General features: G+C 43.5%; 24 protein-coding genes. 8 read left to right on the forward strand and 16 right to left on the reverse strand.

What is annotated here, in order from left to right; translation table 11 throughout:
• The first annotated feature begins 75 nt into the window (after positions 1 to 75).
• Positions 76 to 366, forward strand: coding sequence for a hypothetical protein (locus KP77_RS04515; protein ID WP_041121866.1), 291 nt, complete (start codon positions 76 to 78; stop codon positions 364 to 366).
• Between the two features lie 41 nt (positions 367 to 407).
• On the opposite strand, the gene KP77_RS04520 is transcribed toward KP77_RS04515, so the two are convergent.
• The 6 genes from KP77_RS04520 to KP77_RS04545 all read right to left on the reverse strand — a co-directional run bounded on the left by KP77_RS04520 (position 408) and on the right by KP77_RS04545 (position 5,824).
• The gene (locus KP77_RS04520; RefSeq protein WP_052473967.1) at positions 408 to 1,961 is read right to left on the reverse strand and encodes a flotillin family protein; all 1,554 of its coding nucleotides are present in this window, start codon (positions 1,959 to 1,961) and stop codon (positions 408 to 410) included.
• A 94-nt stretch (positions 1,962 to 2,055) separates the two neighbouring features.
• Entirely contained in the window at positions 2,056 to 2,676 is a 621-nt protein-coding gene (locus KP77_RS17505) for a GNAT family N-acetyltransferase (RefSeq protein WP_052473968.1), read from the reverse strand.
• On the reverse strand, positions 2,673 to 3,164 hold the full coding sequence (locus KP77_RS04530) for a GNAT family N-acetyltransferase (RefSeq protein WP_041121517.1): 492 nt from the start codon (positions 3,162 to 3,164) through the stop codon (positions 2,673 to 2,675). The genes KP77_RS17505 and KP77_RS04530 overlap by 4 nt, the downstream gene beginning before the upstream one ends.
• Positions 3,161 to 3,946: a nucleotidyltransferase domain-containing protein gene (locus tag KP77_RS04535; protein ID WP_041121518.1), complete on the reverse strand. Its 786-nt coding sequence runs from the start codon at positions 3,944 to 3,946 to the stop codon at positions 3,161 to 3,163. Before KP77_RS04535 ends, KP77_RS04530 begins: the two co-directional genes overlap by 4 nt.
• A 76-nt stretch (positions 3,947 to 4,022) precedes the next feature.
• Positions 4,023 to 4,760 carry a Fic family protein gene (locus tag KP77_RS04540; protein ID WP_041121519.1) on the reverse strand — a complete coding sequence of 246 codons (738 nt, stop codon included), beginning with the start codon at positions 4,758 to 4,760 and terminating at the stop codon, positions 4,023 to 4,025.
• A gap of 71 nt (positions 4,761 to 4,831) precedes the next feature.
• The gene (locus KP77_RS04545; protein WP_041121520.1) at positions 4,832 to 5,824 is read right to left on the reverse strand and encodes a YeiH family protein; all 993 of its coding nucleotides are present in this window, start codon (positions 5,822 to 5,824) and stop codon (positions 4,832 to 4,834) included.
• 102 nt (positions 5,825 to 5,926) lie between these two features.
• Between KP77_RS04545 and KP77_RS04550 the strand changes: the two genes are divergently transcribed.
• Positions 5,927 to 6,796 (forward strand): LysR family transcriptional regulator, encoded by an 870-nt coding sequence (locus tag KP77_RS04550; RefSeq protein ID WP_041121521.1) that lies wholly within the window; start codon positions 5,927 to 5,929, stop codon positions 6,794 to 6,796.
• A gap of 270 nt (positions 6,797 to 7,066) precedes the next feature.
• On the opposite strand, the gene KP77_RS04555 is transcribed toward KP77_RS04550, so the two are convergent.
• Both KP77_RS04555 and KP77_RS04560 read right to left on the reverse strand, forming a co-directional pair.
• Positions 7,067 to 7,687 carry a pyridoxamine 5'-phosphate oxidase family protein gene (locus KP77_RS04555; RefSeq protein ID WP_041121522.1) on the reverse strand — a complete coding sequence of 207 codons (621 nt, stop codon included), beginning with the start codon at positions 7,685 to 7,687 and terminating at the stop codon, positions 7,067 to 7,069.
• Positions 7,684 to 7,896 (reverse strand): hypothetical protein, encoded by a 213-nt coding sequence (locus KP77_RS04560; protein WP_041121523.1) that lies wholly within the window; start codon positions 7,894 to 7,896, stop codon positions 7,684 to 7,686. Before KP77_RS04560 ends, KP77_RS04555 begins: the two co-directional genes overlap by 4 nt.
• A gap of 126 nt (positions 7,897 to 8,022) precedes the next feature.
• Here KP77_RS04560 and KP77_RS04565 point away from each other — a divergent pair, with 126 nt between their 5' ends.
• Both KP77_RS04565 and KP77_RS04570 read left to right on the forward strand, forming a co-directional pair.
• Complete coding sequence (locus tag KP77_RS04565; protein ID WP_041121524.1) at positions 8,023 to 8,304, forward strand: hypothetical protein; 282 nt, start codon at positions 8,023 to 8,025, stop codon at positions 8,302 to 8,304.
• A gap of 82 nt (positions 8,305 to 8,386) precedes the next feature.
• Positions 8,387 to 9,520 (forward strand): M14 family metallopeptidase, encoded by a 1,134-nt coding sequence (locus KP77_RS04570; protein WP_041121869.1) that lies wholly within the window; start codon positions 8,387 to 8,389, stop codon positions 9,518 to 9,520.
• Positions 9,521 to 9,674: 154 nt separating this feature from the next.
• Here KP77_RS04570 and KP77_RS04575 read toward each other — a convergent pair whose 3' ends face one another.
• Positions 9,675 to 10,100: a DUF5392 family protein gene (locus KP77_RS04575; RefSeq protein ID WP_052473970.1), complete on the reverse strand. Its 426-nt coding sequence runs from the start codon at positions 10,098 to 10,100 to the stop codon at positions 9,675 to 9,677.
• A 161-nt stretch (positions 10,101 to 10,261) separates the two neighbouring features.
• Between KP77_RS04575 and KP77_RS04580 the strand changes: the two genes are divergently transcribed.
• The 3 genes from KP77_RS04580 to KP77_RS04590 are packed head-to-tail and all read left to right on the forward strand — an operon-like array spanning position 10,262 to position 11,380.
• Positions 10,262 to 10,639 (forward strand): hypothetical protein, encoded by a 378-nt coding sequence (locus KP77_RS04580; RefSeq protein WP_041121525.1) that lies wholly within the window; start codon positions 10,262 to 10,264, stop codon positions 10,637 to 10,639.
• On the forward strand, positions 10,620 to 11,150 hold the full coding sequence (locus tag KP77_RS04585) for an RNA polymerase sigma factor (protein ID WP_041121526.1): 531 nt from the start codon (positions 10,620 to 10,622) through the stop codon (positions 11,148 to 11,150). The genes KP77_RS04580 and KP77_RS04585 overlap by 20 nt, the downstream gene beginning before the upstream one ends.
• The gene (locus KP77_RS04590; RefSeq protein WP_041121527.1) at positions 11,147 to 11,380 is read left to right on the forward strand and encodes a hypothetical protein; all 234 of its coding nucleotides are present in this window, start codon (positions 11,147 to 11,149) and stop codon (positions 11,378 to 11,380) included. Before KP77_RS04585 ends, KP77_RS04590 begins: the two co-directional genes overlap by 4 nt.
• Before the next feature lie 32 nt (positions 11,381 to 11,412).
• Here KP77_RS04590 and KP77_RS04595 read toward each other — a convergent pair whose 3' ends face one another.
• A complete protein-coding gene (locus tag KP77_RS04595; protein ID WP_041121528.1) occupies positions 11,413 to 12,186 on the reverse strand; it encodes an arylamine N-acetyltransferase in 774 nt (257 codons plus the stop codon).
• Positions 12,187 to 12,203: 17 nt separating this feature from the next.
• Positions 12,204 to 13,157, reverse strand: coding sequence for a phosphatidate cytidylyltransferase (locus KP77_RS04600; protein WP_084218588.1), 954 nt, complete (start codon positions 13,155 to 13,157; stop codon positions 12,204 to 12,206).
• 39 nt (positions 13,158 to 13,196) lie between these two features.
• Here KP77_RS04600 and KP77_RS04605 point away from each other — a divergent pair, with 39 nt between their 5' ends.
• Positions 13,197 to 13,754 (forward strand): hypothetical protein, encoded by a 558-nt coding sequence (locus KP77_RS04605; RefSeq protein WP_041121529.1) that lies wholly within the window; start codon positions 13,197 to 13,199, stop codon positions 13,752 to 13,754.
• Positions 13,755 to 13,772: 18 nt separating this feature from the next.
• On the opposite strand, the gene KP77_RS04610 is transcribed toward KP77_RS04605, so the two are convergent.
• The 5 genes from KP77_RS04610 to KP77_RS17940 all read right to left on the reverse strand — a co-directional run bounded on the left by KP77_RS04610 (position 13,773) and on the right by KP77_RS17940 (position 15,846).
• Positions 13,773 to 14,474: a GDSL-type esterase/lipase family protein gene (locus KP77_RS04610; RefSeq protein ID WP_041121530.1), complete on the reverse strand. Its 702-nt coding sequence runs from the start codon at positions 14,472 to 14,474 to the stop codon at positions 13,773 to 13,775.
• 90 nt (positions 14,475 to 14,564) lie between these two features.
• Entirely contained in the window at positions 14,565 to 14,843 is a 279-nt protein-coding gene (locus KP77_RS04615) for a hypothetical protein (RefSeq protein WP_041121531.1), read from the reverse strand.
• A 9-nt stretch (positions 14,844 to 14,852) separates the two neighbouring features.
• The gene (locus tag KP77_RS04620) at positions 14,853 to 15,242 is read right to left on the reverse strand and encodes an RDD family protein (RefSeq protein WP_041121532.1); all 390 of its coding nucleotides are present in this window, start codon (positions 15,240 to 15,242) and stop codon (positions 14,853 to 14,855) included.
• On the reverse strand, positions 15,242 to 15,679 hold the full coding sequence (locus KP77_RS04625) for a DUF1801 domain-containing protein (protein WP_041121533.1): 438 nt from the start codon (positions 15,677 to 15,679) through the stop codon (positions 15,242 to 15,244). The genes KP77_RS04620 and KP77_RS04625 overlap by 1 nt, the downstream gene beginning before the upstream one ends.
• On the reverse strand, positions 15,679 to 15,846 hold the full coding sequence (locus KP77_RS17940) for a DUF4177 domain-containing protein (RefSeq protein ID WP_152614665.1): 168 nt from the start codon (positions 15,844 to 15,846) through the stop codon (positions 15,679 to 15,681). The genes KP77_RS04625 and KP77_RS17940 overlap by 1 nt, the downstream gene beginning before the upstream one ends.
• Positions 15,847 to 15,881 lie beyond the last annotated feature (35 nt).

A 15,881-nucleotide genomic window follows, 5' to 3' on the forward strand; every position in this document is an offset into this window, starting at 1 on the left:
TCTGCAGTGCGGCTTTTTTGTTTAGAATACGATCTGCTGCCATATACTATTAGCAAAAAGGCAGTGAATCGTCCAATGTTTCCTGATATCCATACAAACTTCTGGAATGCGATCATTGCAGTTCCGGTCATTATGATCCTGACACAAATTACCAAAAGTATCTTTAGACCTTCAAAGCCTTCTGTTCCTTTTATTGCACTGGTCTTTGGGTTAGGTATTTCTATTTTTATCAGTCACCGAGAAAGCCTGCTAGCCGGTATTTTTATGGGGTGGTTTTACGGTTATGCAGCAGTCGGTTCCTACGCTTCACTGAAAACCACGATTCTTGCTTATCTTAAGAAGGTACGAAGAGAGCCGGATGGATGATAAAAAAAGCAGCCTCACGAAGAGACTGCTTTTGCTCATACCTATTCTTCAGAAGTTCCTGACTCTCCTGATCCTGAAGGTTTCGGATCTGCTGGAGCCTGTTCTTTTGCAGGTGCAGCTTCTGCCACCGCCTGCTTTCCGTCCTGATTTGTGACAACGGTATGCGTGTTACCTCGGTTTACCATATCTGAAAGAAGCTTGGATACATCAATACCTGTCAGCTCCTTTAATGGCTCCTGGATCTCAAGCATCGTCTGAGTTACGCTCTTGCCATATGAAGAAACGCCATTACCGCCGCCTGTATCAAGAATCTTAACAGAATCAATATTTTCCATCGGCTTCGCAACTTTCTCAGCAAAGACTGGCAGCATTTCAATCAGTTTTTCAGCAAGGATGACTTCACCGTGCTCAGCAATTGCTTCAGTCAGAAGTCTTCTTGATTCCGCCTCAGCTTTACCTCGCTCTAAGATAACCTGCGCTTCTGCAAGACCTTCTTCACGCTTAATTCGTGCTTTCGCTTCCCCGTCGATCTCAGCTTTACGCGCATCGGCTTCCGCCTGACGTGTAACAGAATAGTAGTCAGCATCTGCTTTTGCCTTACGGATTTTATTTTCTTCTTCTTCAATATCAACCTGACGTGAACGCTCAACCTGCTGGATGCGCAGTTCTTCTTCTTTACGTTTTGAGATCAGCATTAACTCTTCCTGCTGAACTTCTTTATCGAGCTTTGCTTTTTCAAGCGTATAAGACTGCTCAGATTTCGCACGCGCACGCTCTGTTTCTTCTTTGATTGCAGCATCTTTCAGGTCTTTATCCTTCTGTGCTGCAGCAATCTCAGTCTGGCGCTTGTACTCTTCTTCCTTCGCTTCCTTATCAGAGTTGGCACGCTGAATACGCGTTTCTTTTTCAGAGTTGGCTTCAGCAATTTCAGCCAGCTTACGGACTTCTGCGATACGCGGACGCCCAAGGTTTTCTAAGTATCCATTCTCACTGTCTGCATCGCGTAGATCAGTCAGTCCAAGTGAAGTGATACGGAATCCCATATCATCAAGCTGTTTCTGAGCTACTTCTGTTACCTGTTTGTTAAATGACTCACGGTCTTCATTAATCTGCTCAACTGTCATTTTAGATAAAATGGCACGAAGATTCGCACTCAGTACCTCTGCGATTTCTTCTTCAAGTTCTGCAGATTTCTTACCAAGGAACTGCTCTGCATAGTTTGCAATCCCCTTTAACGTATCAGCAACTTTCACCATTGCAACTGCATCCGCAATAATTGGCACACCGCCATTTGTGTAGACACGCGGTGTTGTCAGCTTAAGCTGAAATGATGTCAGTTCAACCGGCGTTGCTGTCTGGTGCATACGCAGCAGGTGTCCTCCACCACGGATGATTTTCATCGAACGTCCTTCATTATCTGTAAATATATTCGTTTCCTTCTGAGGATCCCCAAGCTTCGGCCCTGTAATAATCAGCGCCTGATTCGAACGGGCTGTACGGTAGCGGATTTTGTAATAAATGAATACAACTACTCCCGCGATCGCAAGCACGACCAGAATCGGAATGATAATTGATAACGCTGCAAATAATTCCATTATGTAGCCTCCCTGATAAAATTTGATTGTTCTGACTATATTTACGGTCCAAATGATAGAAAAGTTTCATCTTAATTGATGTTTTTCCAATTTTCTATAGCGTCTTTACATACCCATATACCGGCACAGCACGATCATGATCGATCTCTGCCAGACTCTCCTCGTCAAACACTTCGTAAACCGAGTCTACTAAAGCAAACCCTACTCTTTCACCACCAGATTCAGCGATCACTTCTCCGTTACCCGGCTTTACGCTCACAGGCTTCCTGATTCCTTTTTCAACACCAAACACATCAAAATAGGAAACAGTTTTTTCAAACCCCTGTTTTTCATAGAACGTGTTTGCTGCCTGGTCATCCCTCGTGTAGAGTTCAATAAATTGAACATATTCATATGTACGTAACCGCTCCATCGCTTCATCATAAAGCTTCTGAGCAATCCCCTGCTTCTGATAATCCGGATGTACGGCAATCGTCTGAATGAAGGCTCCTTTTTCACTTCTTAAAAACGTTAACTTATTACTCTCATCGTCTACGATCATATCCAGCAGACCAATTACCTGGTCACCCTCCAGTGCAACCAGTTCAATTGAAGTCTGATTGGATACAGGTTTTTCTGTTTCAACATCTTCATAAAATGCAGAATAAAAGTAAGCTAACAGTCTGCACCTCAGCCAGCTGTCTTCATATCGCTTATCATAGTTTACGATTTTCATCTTTGTTCCCTCTCATTCGTTATTTTCCTGCTCATCACCCGCTGCTCCCCGACCGGTCCGGTGATTCTTCTTCCCGTATCTTCAAAACCTGCACCCAGATAAAGTCTGAATGCCGCATTATTTTTCAAATTCACTGACAGCACAACCTCATCACACATCGGAATTTCCTGTCGCACCCACTCCGGGAGCAGGTTCATCGCCTCTTTTGCGAACCCCTTCCCCTGCTGTCCTTTTGTAATCGACAGCGAGGCAAGCAGGTATGCAGATTCATTTTGAGTGTAATGATTCAGCCGCTCTGACTGCTCTAAGACAAAAAAGCCGACAGCTTTCTCATCCGCTGTGATCACGACAGGCAACTGATCACCGGTTAATCTGATCAGCTGATCTGCAGGCAGCGTTGTAAATTGCTCCTGTTCTTTTGGCAGGATAAAGTTTTCGAGGGCTGTCAGATATTCTTCTGAATAATGAACAAGCTTGACCTGATTCAACTTGTTACACGCTCTCCATCGAGTACTTCAATCATTTTTTGCATGAATGTATATGCATCAGATTGATCACCCAATGTTTTTTCTAACCATGAAGATTCAGCTTTCAACAGTTCAACTGTCTTTCTCATTGCCTGTTCATGATGCTCGGGGGTGATCAGTTCCAGAATATTGATTAGTTGATTCAGCGGCTCTTCAGGCAAAGACCGCATGGCATCCTTCATCCCGAGCTGAGCACGCTCAGGTGCATAGCGGTGTAACATCACGCGCGTCAAAAACTTCATCATTAAATGCAGCGCCTCCACTGCCCAAATGTTATTGCCTCTTTTCCAGGCTTTTCTATACTGGAACAAAAACCAGCCAATATCAAAAGCTTGCTCTTCGGTCTCTTCAGGTGACATAGTGAAATGCTGTTTGTCTTTGAACTGATCCAGCAGATTCTCAGGATCGTATAACACGGTAAAATAATCAGTCGTTTTAAACGTCTTTTCAGTCACTGTAAATAAATCCACATGCAGCAGGTTATCATAAACCGTAATAATCTTTGGGGCGATGATAAAAATACTGTCGTGAAACAGCATCGGCCTGTACGAAGCAAGATGGTCAACTCTTCTTGCTAAAAACTCATCTGATTTTTCCGGATCCACAAAACAGTACAAATCAAGATCTGAGTGTTCATCTCCTTCATTTCTGCCAAGCGATCCTTTCAACACGACCGCTTTAACTAATGGATCATTTTTCAAAGATTCAGTTATTTTTTCTGTTGCTTCTAGTTGTATGTTCATTTGACATCCTGCCTTTCATTGAATAAAAAACCCTGTTCAGTACATTGTACCGAACAGGGTTTCCAACTACTACCTTTTATTTCTTAAAATCAGATACACTTAAATACAAATCAAGTGAACTTTCAGCCTCTTTTGCTACAAGTTCTGTGAAACGACTGTAGTCATTTGTAGTATGTGATGCGTCAAGAGCTTCATAATAAGCTAACCTGTTTTCCACTTTGATTACTACAGGTGGATAACCATTCTTCATGAGTTCAAAATTCATCAAGAGTCTTGATGTACGTCCATTACCGTCTACAAAAGGATGAACACCAACAAACTTTGCGTGAAGAATTGCAGCTCTTTCCACAGGATGAAGTTCCGTCGCCTCACTATTATACCAGGCGATCAACTGCTTCATTTCTTCTTCCACTCGAAATGCTGGAGGCGGAACATGCTCAGCTCCGGAAATGAAGACTTGTTGATTGCGGTATACTCCTGCATATTCATCATCAATTCCTTTCAAAACAAGGCGATGAAGATTTCTGATCTGCCATTCCGAGAGCTCTGATCCCTTTTCAATCCAATCCTCCAAATAAGAAATTGCATGTTGATGATTGATGGCTTCAAGATGTTCGCGCATTGTTTTACCACCGACAGTAATCCCCTCAAGCACCACTTTAGTTTCATTCAGCGTTAGCGTGTTACCCTCAATTGCATTTGAATGGTACGTCCATTCAAGCAAGATCTTCTCCTGCAATGACCTCAGCGTATATTTTGGTAAAGGTCTCTGCTGATCCAATAAACTTTTTTTATGATCAATTGAACTGAACAACCATGGTTCACCTCCTGCTATATAATAAACATACTAGCTCTATTATAAGCTCGTGACCTTCAATTTTCTAACTAAACCACAAAAAACGTCCATACGGAAAGCACAACTGAAACACCTAAGATAATCAAAAATGGTCTCAACGCCTGGCTGCGGATATCCTGCAGGCTCACATTTAGACCAAGTCCAACCATCGCCGCCGTTAACAGCCACGTCGTAAGGCCTGATACAAATTCAAGTACACCATCTGAAACCGGAATCACCGGACCGATGACATATGTTCCAGCAATACTCATCGCTAAAAATCCAATCAGAAACCATGGAAAGTTAACTTTTGCTTCAGCAGACTGCGCTGACTTTTTGTTCATCCAGAACATCAGAATAAAGCATAACGGAATCAGTAAGAATACTCTCCCAAGCTTAGCAAGCAGCGCCATTGCAAGTCCGTCTTCTCCCGCAGGTTCTCCGGCAAGCGCGACATGCGCAACCTCATGCAGACTGAGTCCTGCCCACATGCCATATTCAATATCAGTCAGCGGCAGTACAGGACGCAGTAACGTATAAATAATAGCAAATACCGTTCCGAGTAAAGCGATAATCCCGACACTCATCGCCGTATCTTTTTCTTTCACTTTCAAAATTGGTGCCACAGCAGCAATCGCGGCCGCCCCGCAGACACCAGTTCCGACAGCAACAAGCATTGAGATCGCTTTATCAGCCTTAAATACTTTTGCAAGCCACACTGTAACTGCGATCGCAAAAATAATGACAGCTGCATCCCTGATCAAAAGACCCGGGCCATCCTGTAACACGATTTCTATATTTAACTTCAGACCGTACAATACAATCGCTGCCCTGAGCAGCCGTTTAGTTGAAAATGTAATTCCGCTTCTGAGACGATCCGGATAACCAAAGATCTGTCTGTAAAACACTGCAATGACAATCGCAGCAGCTAGCTGTCCTGCTCTGTCAAAGCCGGGCACCATGGCAAGTAGATAACCAAGCCCCGCAATTAAAAATGTAAATAAAACACCTGATAGCCAGGCTGTTTTAGAAGATAACTTCATACTCTCACCCCAGACTACACTATACGCCTGATTATATAATTAGGAAAATTAATTATAATGATGTTAACTATAAGTAATACTGATACAAAGGAGATGAATGACATGGATCATCAGCTTACTGTATTTATTGCTGTAGCGGAATGCAGGAGCTTCTCACAGGCAGCTGCACAGCTTCATATGACACAATCTGCTGTTAGTCAGCATATTAAAAACTTCGAAATACAAATCGGAGCAACGCTTCTTGAGAGAACGAACAAATACGTCAGACTCAACCAGGCCGGTAAGGTCGTATATCAGCATGCCCTTGAAATCACCGGCCTGTACGGCAGAATGCAGCGTCTGGTTGATGATCTGACAAATCACGCAGCAGGCCCGCTTAAAATCGGGGCAAGCTATACATTTGGAGAATATGCCCTTCCTCCTCTCATCGCAAGGCTTCACCAGCTGTACCCTGATATTGAGCCGGAAGTGACAATTGGAAACACCGCTCACATTGTGGAGCTTGTCAAAAGCAATCAGCTCGATATCGGTATTGTAGAGGGACAGGTGAAAGCAGGACGCACATTGACGATTGAAGCATTTGCTAAGGATGAAATGGTGATAGTAGGCGCACATGATTTTGATGTACTGACATCAGATTCTGATACACTTGCCCGGCAACTATGGGTATGCAGAGAGCCGGGGTCCGGCACACGGGAAGCAGCAGAAGTAATCTTCACTCAACTTGGAATCGCGCCTGCGCAAATGATGACATTCAGCAGTACCCAGGCGATCAAACAGGCTGTAGAGTCCGGTCTCGGACTGACGCTTTTATCAACACTTGCTATTCAAAAAGAAGTCGAATCCGGCACACTGAAAGTCATTCGAGTGGATGGTCTCCCTTATAAGCGCGCTTTTTCTACAGTTATTACGTCCACTTTCCAGACAAAAGCGCTGCAGGAATTTTTAAAGTTGTTGTATGAGAAGAATTAGTTTTGGGTCCGGCTGCGGAGTTAGAATGAAAGAAACGGTGATGGTATTACTCCCGGAGTTGATAGAATTAATCAGATTGGTGTAGGAATTCCAGGCGCTTAAGGCACTGTCATTGTAATTAGTGTAAAAGGTGATTGAATAACTCATCAAGCTGATAGATATATTCAAAAAGATGATGCAAATCCCCTTCCCGGCCATAGCAACAGCCACTTAAGTCCGATCGAACACACTTTTGAAGCCATTATAAAAAGCAGGCCTGGTGCCTGCTTTTTAATACAACTTATTCTGATAGCTGTTATTTAACCTTTCCTCGATACCTTCTTCTGTCAGGTTAGGCAGCTTTGCGTGAGCCTGAATGGCTTTTGCCGGCTTTGGCAGTTCTTCTTTTTCCAGCCACGATTCAGGCTGCCACAGTCCGGATCTGATAAATGCTTTTGCGCAGTGAATGAAGCATTCATCGACTTTTACTTTAATCGCAAGAAGCGGGCTTTTTCCGTTCACCGCCATTGCTTCAAGAACAGACGGCTCGGTTACAAGAACGGCACGGCCGTTGATCCTGAGCGTCTCTCCAAGGCCGGGTATCATGAACAATAACCCGATACGCGGATTCTGCAGCAGATTCGACAGTGAGTCTGCACGCTTATTGCCCGGCCGTTCCGGAATGAGCAGATGATGATCGTCCTGAATCATGACAAAGCCGGCTGCGTCCCCTCTTGGCGAAGCATCACAAAGCCCGTTTTTATCAGCCGTTGAGATCGTTATAAATGGAGATTTGCTGATGAATACCCTGCAATGTTCGTCCAGATGATCGATCACTTTATTTTGAACAAGCTGACCGGGCTCTCCCAAATAACGCCTCAGCTCTTCTTCTGTTTTGATATCGCCAATCATACTGATCTTCTCCCAACGATTTGTGATAATAGAAATGCAATGCTTGCAGAAACGAGCAATACCACACTGTTAACAAGCGTCATGTTTTCAGCAATTGACTGTGTACTTGAGCCGGGTTCATATGTACTTGTCAGCCAGAGTCCCGTACCGATCTGGTAAGCAGCTAATAATAGAATGAAGCTGCCAATGAAAATGAAATACTTCTTCATGTTCCTCACCTCTTATTTAACTTTACGATTGAAAGATGGTTAAGTTTCAATAGACTAAGCATTCATATCGTTTACAATAACAGGGAACAGGAGAATAATGAAAGACGAACATGAAAGGAGAAAAACATGAGCTATTCAACATTCCGGTGGATTCACATTATCCTGAGCGGTATCGCGACCATTCCATTCACTTTATATGCAGCGACAGGGTTTATTGGTGAGAGCTATGAAGATGAACTTTTTCTTATACCCGAGTTACTCATACTGATTGTAATCTGGCTAATTGGCGCCATACTGATGTTCTTTTCAAAAACAAAGCTGATTGGCATGATACTGACGACTTTACCAATCGTCTTCTATGCAGCAGTGATCGTTTATTTCCTGTTCATACCTGCCCTGACCTATTGAGACGGCAGGCCCTGCGTGGTTTATAAATCCTGAAAAGTGGAAAGCAGAAAATAATAAGCATATACAGGAGAGGATGCAGATCATGAAAACCATTGAGGAGTATTTTCCAAATACATATATAGAGTCGAGAGAAACGTTTCGGGCTAACCTTGAACAAATTAAACAGTATTGGCCGGACGCCGAACTGACTACCCGCGAGATCGGGAAAGAAGAAGACAATACAATTGATATGATTTCTTCAGGCGGTACTGAAACGAATGAAAGAGTGCTGTTCATGACCGCTGGTGAACATGGCATCGAAGGCTATGCCGGGGCTGCTATGCTTGATGTGTTCGTTCAGGAAATGGCGAATCAAATTGATCCAAAAAGAACAGGTATCTGCCTGATTCACGCTGTTAACCCATGGGGCATGAGAAACTTTAGGCGCGTAACTGAAAATAATATCGATTTGAACCGTAATTATCTCGTTGATCCCGAAGATGTTCCCGTGGATGTTAATGAGCATTATGAAAATGTGATGAAAGTGTTTTTGCCGAACGGTGTCATTGATAACTACCACCTTGCAAGAATTGACCTTCAGACAAAGCTTGCAAAGGGGCTGGTATCTGAGGGCTACAGCGGATTAACAAAAGCCAAAGGTATGGGACAGTACGAATTTCCGACAGGGGTTTACTACGGCGGTAAAGAAAAAGAAGAGAACGCACAGTTTCTCCAGGCAATTCAGGAAAAGCTGCTTTATGAGTATCCACGCGTGATTCACATGGACTGGCATACAGCGCTCGGACCGACCAATGAAGTCACAATGGTGATGAGCGAGGATGACGGTCGTACGTTAAAAGAACTGAAAAATACGTACGGGCTGAAAAACATTCAGCAGTTCACACCTGAAAAGACAAAGGGTGATTCCACCCATCATTTTCATGCGCTGAAAAACCGGCATTACCCGGATACGTATTTGTTTTCAGCATTATTTGAGTTTGGTACATTCGGAACGAGTATGAGCGCTTCTCTGCGTGAATTTATGACGATCATTCTTGAAAACAGGCTGCATCATGATGGGGCGATCCATGAAAAAGACAGACAGGCGATCTTAGATGAATTTAAAGCAATGTTTTATCCGGAAGATCAGGAGTGGCGTCTTGCTGTCCTGACTGAAGGACGAAAAGCGATGAAGAGTCTGATGCAGAGTGAAGGGTTATTTACGATCAGAGGTTAAGAAAAAGGTTGCCCGGTTTAATCCGGACAACCTTTTTTTAGTTGAAATATGATAACTGGCGGGTGCCGGGTCAGAGCTGGTATCGGGTCACATAGGATCAGTTACCGGTCACATCCAATACTTTACAGGTTAGAAAGCCCACAGCACTCAGCGTCTATCCCCAGCGCCCCCGCTTCTCTTTTTGTAAAAATTCTATAAACAAATCCACGCCCTGCAGCGCATTATTTCTCACACGTCTCAGGTATTCGTCTCTATAATCACTGTCGCTCTCAGCAATTCTTTTCAGCATATAATCCTGTGTCTGAACAACGACTTCCGTCCGTTTCAATTTTGCTTCTTTAGACAGAGCCATTCCAATCGCACCGAGTACTGCAAACAGAATGAGTGCCGGTATGATCTCAGTTGATACACCAAATGGCAGAATAATTAAAAACAGATTCAGTACAGACACAACTACAAGCGGCGTGCCCCATAGTCTGTATTTCATAAACTGTTTGGTAATCGGTTCGATTTTGTCATTGAGTTTTGAGAGCTCCTGCCGGATATAAGGCGGGTATTGTTCAAGCTTTTTATCCATCATGGTAAAACCCTCCTCCCGTACATTTTCATTGTCCTTTTATTATACTTTTTCCATTCAGCCGCAGTCAAAATAGCAGTCTTGGAAAAAACTTTTGAACCTTTTGAACCTTTTGAACTTCTGAATGGTATAACATGTAAATAACAAGTGAAGAGGTGGAGAAAATGGATACTGGCTGGATTGTTTCACTTGGAGTTATGGCGGTTTGGATTACAATTATTATGGCGGTTATGATTCCTATGCATAAAAAGCACATTGTAAAAGAAAATGGAAAGATCAATTATAAGAAAACCACAATTTTTCTAAGATGGAACCGTTTTGATACGATGACACTGATTCTCGCTATTTATACGATTCTTTGTATTCAGGCACTTAACATGATGCTCTCAGGCGGCTTCACAATCGAAAATCACTTTGTTCAATTCTTTACAAATCAGGGGCAGGCGTGGGTCATTGTTGTATTCGCTTATCTGATTACAAGAGTTACTGCCACATTAAAATCCATTAAAGCACATTGGGGTGATGAGCTTGAGGCAGACTGAAGAAATTGAGATGGCTGCCTATCAGGCCGGAGATGCCGAGGCGCTCGGAAGAATCTACGAGCAGTTGAAGCAGCCGCTCTATCTGTTCATCTACCGTTATACGCGGGATGAACAGCTGAGTATCGACGTTGTGCAGGATACATTTATTAAAGTCCAGCAATACAAACAATCATTCACCCCTGAAAAAGGAACATTGAAGAATTTTTTGTTTCAGACTGCCTATCGCATCATGATTGATAAGTTGAACAGGCGAAAGAAGTGGTACCGGCTGATGCCCTTTTTAAAACCGGAAGACCCTCAGCCTACCAATACTGAAGATAAATTAACCGTGCAGCAGGCCCTCAGCTCTCTTCCTGAAAAACAGCGCGCCGTAATTCTGCTGACTTATTATCATGACCTTTCCCAGACAGAGATTGCACAGATGCTTGAGATCCCTGTTGGAACAGTAAAATCCAGACTGCATCATGCGATATCTTCATTAAAAAACATGCTGGGAGGCGATTACCTGTGAATCAGGATCCATTTAAATATGAAGAGCAGTTAAAGCATTTTTTAGATTCGTACCACGTTGAAATGCCTGAATTTCCAGTTGAAAAGCCCGGCAGATGGCAGCGACTGATTCAATGGCTTGCAACACCGGTCAAAAACCCGCTGGACCCTCTTGTCGAAACGGTCCGCAGCTATTCTTTAGCAGGCACACTGCCAATTGTGCTTGGACTCGTTATTGCGGTCATCACATGATTTTTGAATGTAAAAAGCACCTCATGATCGAATCAATAAGGTGCTTTCCCTTTTTTCTCAGTATAGATGTCCACTGCCTGCTGGTAAGTCCCCTCGTCAAATCCGAACCGTCTCACCCATTCCATCACGCCTGACTGATCAAGGATATGATCCTCAAAACCCGTTTCCCTGAAAATACGCAGCCCGTTATCTCTGAGCGATACAGCAACCCCATCTATATAACCAAACAATTTCAGTGACTGAAAGGCAAATCCATCCTGCCAGTCATGGGTGCCACGGACATGTTCCTTCACCCACTCCCAGCTTACAGGCTCCGTGATCAACTGTTTCACAGGTCCCGGCTCTCTTGTGACAGTGATTTCTCTGTCACTCACACTATAAGTAAATGTTTCCGCCGGTGCCTTTACCTCGAAGGACTTACGTAGCGGATACGCCTGAAAAAGCGGTGCACTGTAACCTGTATCAACATAATAGGGTTCACCTTCGAGGTCTACACGGAGGCAGAGATGACGCGGGTTCATAAAAAGGTAATGCACTTCAAAACCAAGCTCTGCAAGCAGCTTGTGAAACCCTCTTGCAAGTGTGTAACAGGTACCGCCTGCCCCCTTATGAATGATCCGGTCGAGACATTCTTCTGCAGTCGGCAGATAGGCATCCTCTTCGTTTCTTTCAGCGTAGTCAATGAATTTTGTCATCGTCTCCCATCTCACTTTTCTCTGATGAGCCTCAACCAGCCTGTTCAGATAATGAAGTGAGGGAGCTTCTTTTTCAAGGTCTAGAAATGCTAAAAACCGTTCTGAAAACATTGACTCTGCCTCCTGTTTTAAAAAATATAATAATAGACCAAATGGAAAAATACAGGCGCTGTATAGGTCAGGCTCTCCACCTTATTAATCGTCTTACTTTCAATCATCCGCCCGTTCACCGTTTCTCTCAGGAAGAAGTTACGCTTCAGTACAGACATGACCACCGTGCCAAAGAAACCTGTTACGCCGATCAGCAGTCCGGTAAAGATGCTGAAGCCAAATGACATTGGCGTAATATAAGGTGCAATCACAACTGACAGCAGCACAGTTCCGAATAGTCCTGCAGCGAACCCTTCCCATGTAAGATCCGGGTTAGCAGATTCGAGCACTTTTTTCTTACCGAATTTTTTTGATACCAGCAGATGAATGACATCATTCGCCTGCGTGAGCGGCACCAGATAAAGTACCATCAGCGCTCCATACTGCTCTGCAATGCTGACGTCATGTCGGGTAATCTCAGGCATCGTCGCAAATAATGCCAGGTGACTGATACCGAACACCAGCAGCATCAGTCCCCACTGCGTCATGCTGACTGACTTCAGGAAACCCGCGCTGCCATTTTTAAAAATTCTGACCAGTGGCAGGAATAAGAACACATAGATCGGAATAAATACAATAAACATGCCGTACCAGCCAATGTAGATCCAGTAAAAGTTAATCGGAATCGCAAGGTAAGCCCAGATAAAAATCCGTCTGTCCTGCTTCCTCGTTTCAAGCATGGAAAAGTATTCACGCAGCGCCAGGAAACACAGAATCATCAGCGAGACCATTGATACTGTCGGATGAAAAGCCATCGACAGGACAAAGATGATCGCCATCCCCCACCATAGTTTTGTGCGGATCATCAATTCATCGTATTTATCACTACCCTTATTTTTCCTTTTGTGAAAATATGTTATAACAGATACTAGAAGACTGACCGATATGAGAATCAAGAAAATAAAATATATGTATTCTATTAAGTTATTCAATCTATTCACCTCGCTTTTCTGAAAGGAGTGACATCATTTTTGGACGATAAAAAGATTTACATTTTGCTGACAGATACAGGAACTGCTTTTACCAAAACAATCAAGCGTTATACAAAAGCACCTTATAATCACTCTTCTTTGTCTCTTGATCAAGAACTGATTCAATTATATAGCTTCGGCCGCAAGAATCCTAATAACCCCTTTAATGGCGGTTTCGTCCAGGAGGATGTGCTTAAGGGAACCTATAAAAAGTTTCCTCATACAACTTGTGCGGTTTGTGAAATGACCATCACTACCCGTCAATACGAAAAGATCAGGAGAATGATTCGTTTATTTCAAAAAAAAGACCAAAAAACGATTTATAATCTGCTTGGGGTGCTGGGTGTTGCCTTCAAGGAGCCCTTTGAGCCGCACGGGTCATACTTCTGTTCACAGTTTGTCGCAGAGATTCTTCACAGAGCCGGTGTAAGACTGTGGGATAAGCTTCCTGCCCTGGTGGAACCTGATGACTTCAGGAGATCAGATCAAACTACATTAATCTATGAAGGTTTGCTGACAGACTATGAACCCGTTTTAATGCGCAAAAAAGCAAAGTGAACTCTCACTTTGCTTTTTCTAAAAGTCATATTCTTCTATCATTTTCTTTGTGATTAACTCATAGCCTCTTTTATTCGGGTGGAGCGCATCACTGAAATATTCAGTGCTTTTTTCTTTTAAAATACCGTCTGTCGCAATGAATTTTACGCGTGGATACTCTTCAAGCATCTGTTTGCTTAAGGCATTCCAGTCATCAATAACCTGCTGGATTTCATTGTTTTCAGGGTAGGGATTAAATAATCCGAGAAATAGAATCGGTGCCTCAGGATTTTCCTCACGAATGATCGTGAGTATCTTTTCCAGATTCTTTTCGTAATCTGCTTTACCTGCTTGAATCCGATCATCATACAGTGGGTTCAGATCTCCGCCGTTTTTTTTGATCAGATCATTTGTACCTATAAATATCGTAAAGTACTCTGCATTTTTCAGCGTTGCTTTCACGTCTTCATCCTGCAGCTGGGACAGCAACCCGTCAGTCTGCTGCCCGGGGATCCCATAATTATAGACTGTCAGCGGTTCCTCACGAATATCATTTATCACTTCTTCAAGGTTCTCAGCATACCCTGCGCCTGACTGATCCCCTATTCCATATGTCAGTGAATCACCAAGCGCCACAAGCTCCTGACCGCGTTCGGGCGTATTGTGATCATAGATCCATAACCCGCCTGCTCCAGCTGTTAGAACAGTAAGTGCCAGAAACGCCAATTTCATTTTACTCATCAGAAAAACCTCCTAAAGGATATGAATTCCCCGGGAGGCCTTAGTCAAACGTCTGTTTTCACTTTGTCACCTAAAAGATATTTAATCGTATCAAAATACAAATATAACGGTATATAAAATCACTGCCACATTGACGACTGTCAAAATCGTTGCGATCGTGGTAAGAAGATTTCTCTCCTCCCCGCGAATCACTGTGATCACCATAAATACCAGACAAGCAGGGGTCAGCACGAGAATGGCCAGCATCATCACACTCTCAAGGTCCATACTGATTGTCCGGACCGGCTCAAGCAACAGCATAAATACCGGGACCAGTACACTCAATCCCAGATAAACCCCGCTCATCCATGTCCGGTTCTGATCTCTCACGTCAGTCTCCTACCTTTCGTTTACCACAACAGCTGCATAACGGTCATGTGCCATGCTTCTGCCATCTGTCCCCACGTAGGCTTCTTTATCTTTCATATACTTAAATCCGCCAATTGTATCACGGTAAGCCATTCGCTTTAACAGCTGTTCTGTTGTCAGAGGGAAGCCATCTTCACTTTCAAGCTTCAGTCCCATTGCCTTGTAACCTACTGTCTGGCCGCAGCTTTTAAGCTGTGCGAGTTCTAATCCCCACATCACTGCAGTAGGGGTCACGAGCGCATGAAACGCCTCGTTTTTAACTTTTTTTCTAAGTACGTATTCAACACCCGCTGTCACTGCACTCGATACCGCCAAATCAATTAAAATCGCTTTAAATCTTCTTTTTGTTACTTCTTTCATCAGTTATCTGCTCCTTCCGCCGGATACGTTTTTTGTAAAAATTCAATTGATTGTCTGATCAAATCCTTTAATACATCAGTATGTACATCATCGAGCTTATTGATATACACACATGCTTTACCCGAAGTATGCTTACCGAAATCCTTCAGCAGCGCTTCCCGCTCAGGATCTCCCGTTGCAAAATACAGACTGATCTTTGCTTTTCTCGGTGAAAAACCGACCAGCGGCGCATCGCCTTCATGGCCCGTTGCATACCGGTAATGATAAGAGCCGAATCCGATGATGCTCGGCCCCCACATCTTCGCCTGATAGCCTGAAGTTTCTTCAAAGATCTCAAGCAGCCTGTATGCATCTTCCCGTTTTTTTGGAGATTCCACAGCCTCAATGAATTCAATCACACTGCCATCATGCTCTTTCGTTTTCTGTTCATACGCCATCAGTTGATCACCTCACGTTTGAAATAAAGCATTGGTCCATTTATCCCTGAGAGCTCCCAGCCTTCACTGCCAATTTGATTCAGCATGTCCAGAAGCCGTCGTTCTATTTCATCTTTATCGTTTGATCTGATCTCAATATACTCGATGCGGTATTCAAATTTCTTCATTGATTGAACACTCCTTTGTTCATATACGGGCAAGC

The sequence above is a fragment of the Jeotgalibacillus alimentarius genome (genome assembly GCF_000829445.1).
Lineage (GTDB): Bacteria > Bacillota > Bacilli > Bacillales > Jeotgalibacillaceae > Jeotgalibacillus > Jeotgalibacillus alimentarius.

What these genes read in the sequence shown, in the direction of transcription:
- KP77_RS04535 (WP_041121518.1), bottom strand. Translation starts at nt 3,946, where the DNA reads ATGAACATACAACTAGAAGCAACAGAAAAAATAACTGAATCTTTGAAA.
- KP77_RS04515 (WP_041121866.1), top strand. Translation starts at nt 76, where the DNA reads ATGTTTCCTGATATCCATACAAACTTCTGGAATGCGATCATTGCAGTT.
- KP77_RS04550 (WP_041121521.1), top strand. Translation starts at nt 5,927, where the DNA reads ATGGATCATCAGCTTACTGTATTTATTGCTGTAGCGGAATGCAGGAGC.
- KP77_RS04595 (WP_041121528.1), bottom strand. Translation starts at nt 12,186, where the DNA reads ATGTTTTCAGAACGGTTTTTAGCATTTCTAGACCTTGAAAAAGAAGCT.
- KP77_RS04575 (WP_052473970.1), bottom strand. Translation starts at nt 10,100, where the DNA reads ATGATGGATAAAAAGCTTGAACAATACCCGCCTTATATCCGGCAGGAG.
- KP77_RS04620 (WP_041121532.1), bottom strand. Translation starts at nt 15,242, where the DNA reads ATGAAAGAAGTAACAAAAAGAAGATTTAAAGCGATTTTAATTGATTTG.
- KP77_RS17505 (WP_052473968.1), bottom strand. Translation starts at nt 2,676, where the DNA reads ATGAAAATCGTAAACTATGATAAGCGATATGAAGACAGCTGGCTGAGG.
- KP77_RS04585 (WP_041121526.1), top strand. Translation starts at nt 10,620, where the DNA reads ATGAGCTTGAGGCAGACTGAAGAAATTGAGATGGCTGCCTATCAGGCC.
- KP77_RS04560 (WP_041121523.1), bottom strand. Translation starts at nt 7,896, where the DNA reads ATGAAGAAGTATTTCATTTTCATTGGCAGCTTCATTCTATTATTAGCT.
- KP77_RS04520 (WP_052473967.1), bottom strand. Translation starts at nt 1,961, where the DNA reads ATGGAATTATTTGCAGCGTTATCAATTATCATTCCGATTCTGGTCGTG.
- KP77_RS04610 (WP_041121530.1), bottom strand. Translation starts at nt 14,474, where the DNA reads ATGAGTAAAATGAAATTGGCGTTTCTGGCACTTACTGTTCTAACAGCT.
- KP77_RS17940 (WP_152614665.1), bottom strand. Translation starts at nt 15,846, where the DNA reads ATGAAGAAATTTGAATACCGCATCGAGTATATTGAGATCAGATCAAAC.
- KP77_RS04570 (WP_041121869.1), top strand. Translation starts at nt 8,387, where the DNA reads ATGAAAACCATTGAGGAGTATTTTCCAAATACATATATAGAGTCGAGA.
- KP77_RS04625 (WP_041121533.1), bottom strand. Translation starts at nt 15,679, where the DNA reads ATGGCGTATGAACAGAAAACGAAAGAGCATGATGGCAGTGTGATTGAA.
- KP77_RS04580 (WP_041121525.1), top strand. Translation starts at nt 10,262, where the DNA reads ATGGATACTGGCTGGATTGTTTCACTTGGAGTTATGGCGGTTTGGATT.
- KP77_RS04555 (WP_041121522.1), bottom strand. Translation starts at nt 7,687, where the DNA reads ATGATTGGCGATATCAAAACAGAAGAAGAGCTGAGGCGTTATTTGGGA.
- KP77_RS04565 (WP_041121524.1), top strand. Translation starts at nt 8,023, where the DNA reads ATGAGCTATTCAACATTCCGGTGGATTCACATTATCCTGAGCGGTATC.
- KP77_RS04545 (WP_041121520.1), bottom strand. Translation starts at nt 5,824, where the DNA reads ATGAAGTTATCTTCTAAAACAGCCTGGCTATCAGGTGTTTTATTTACA.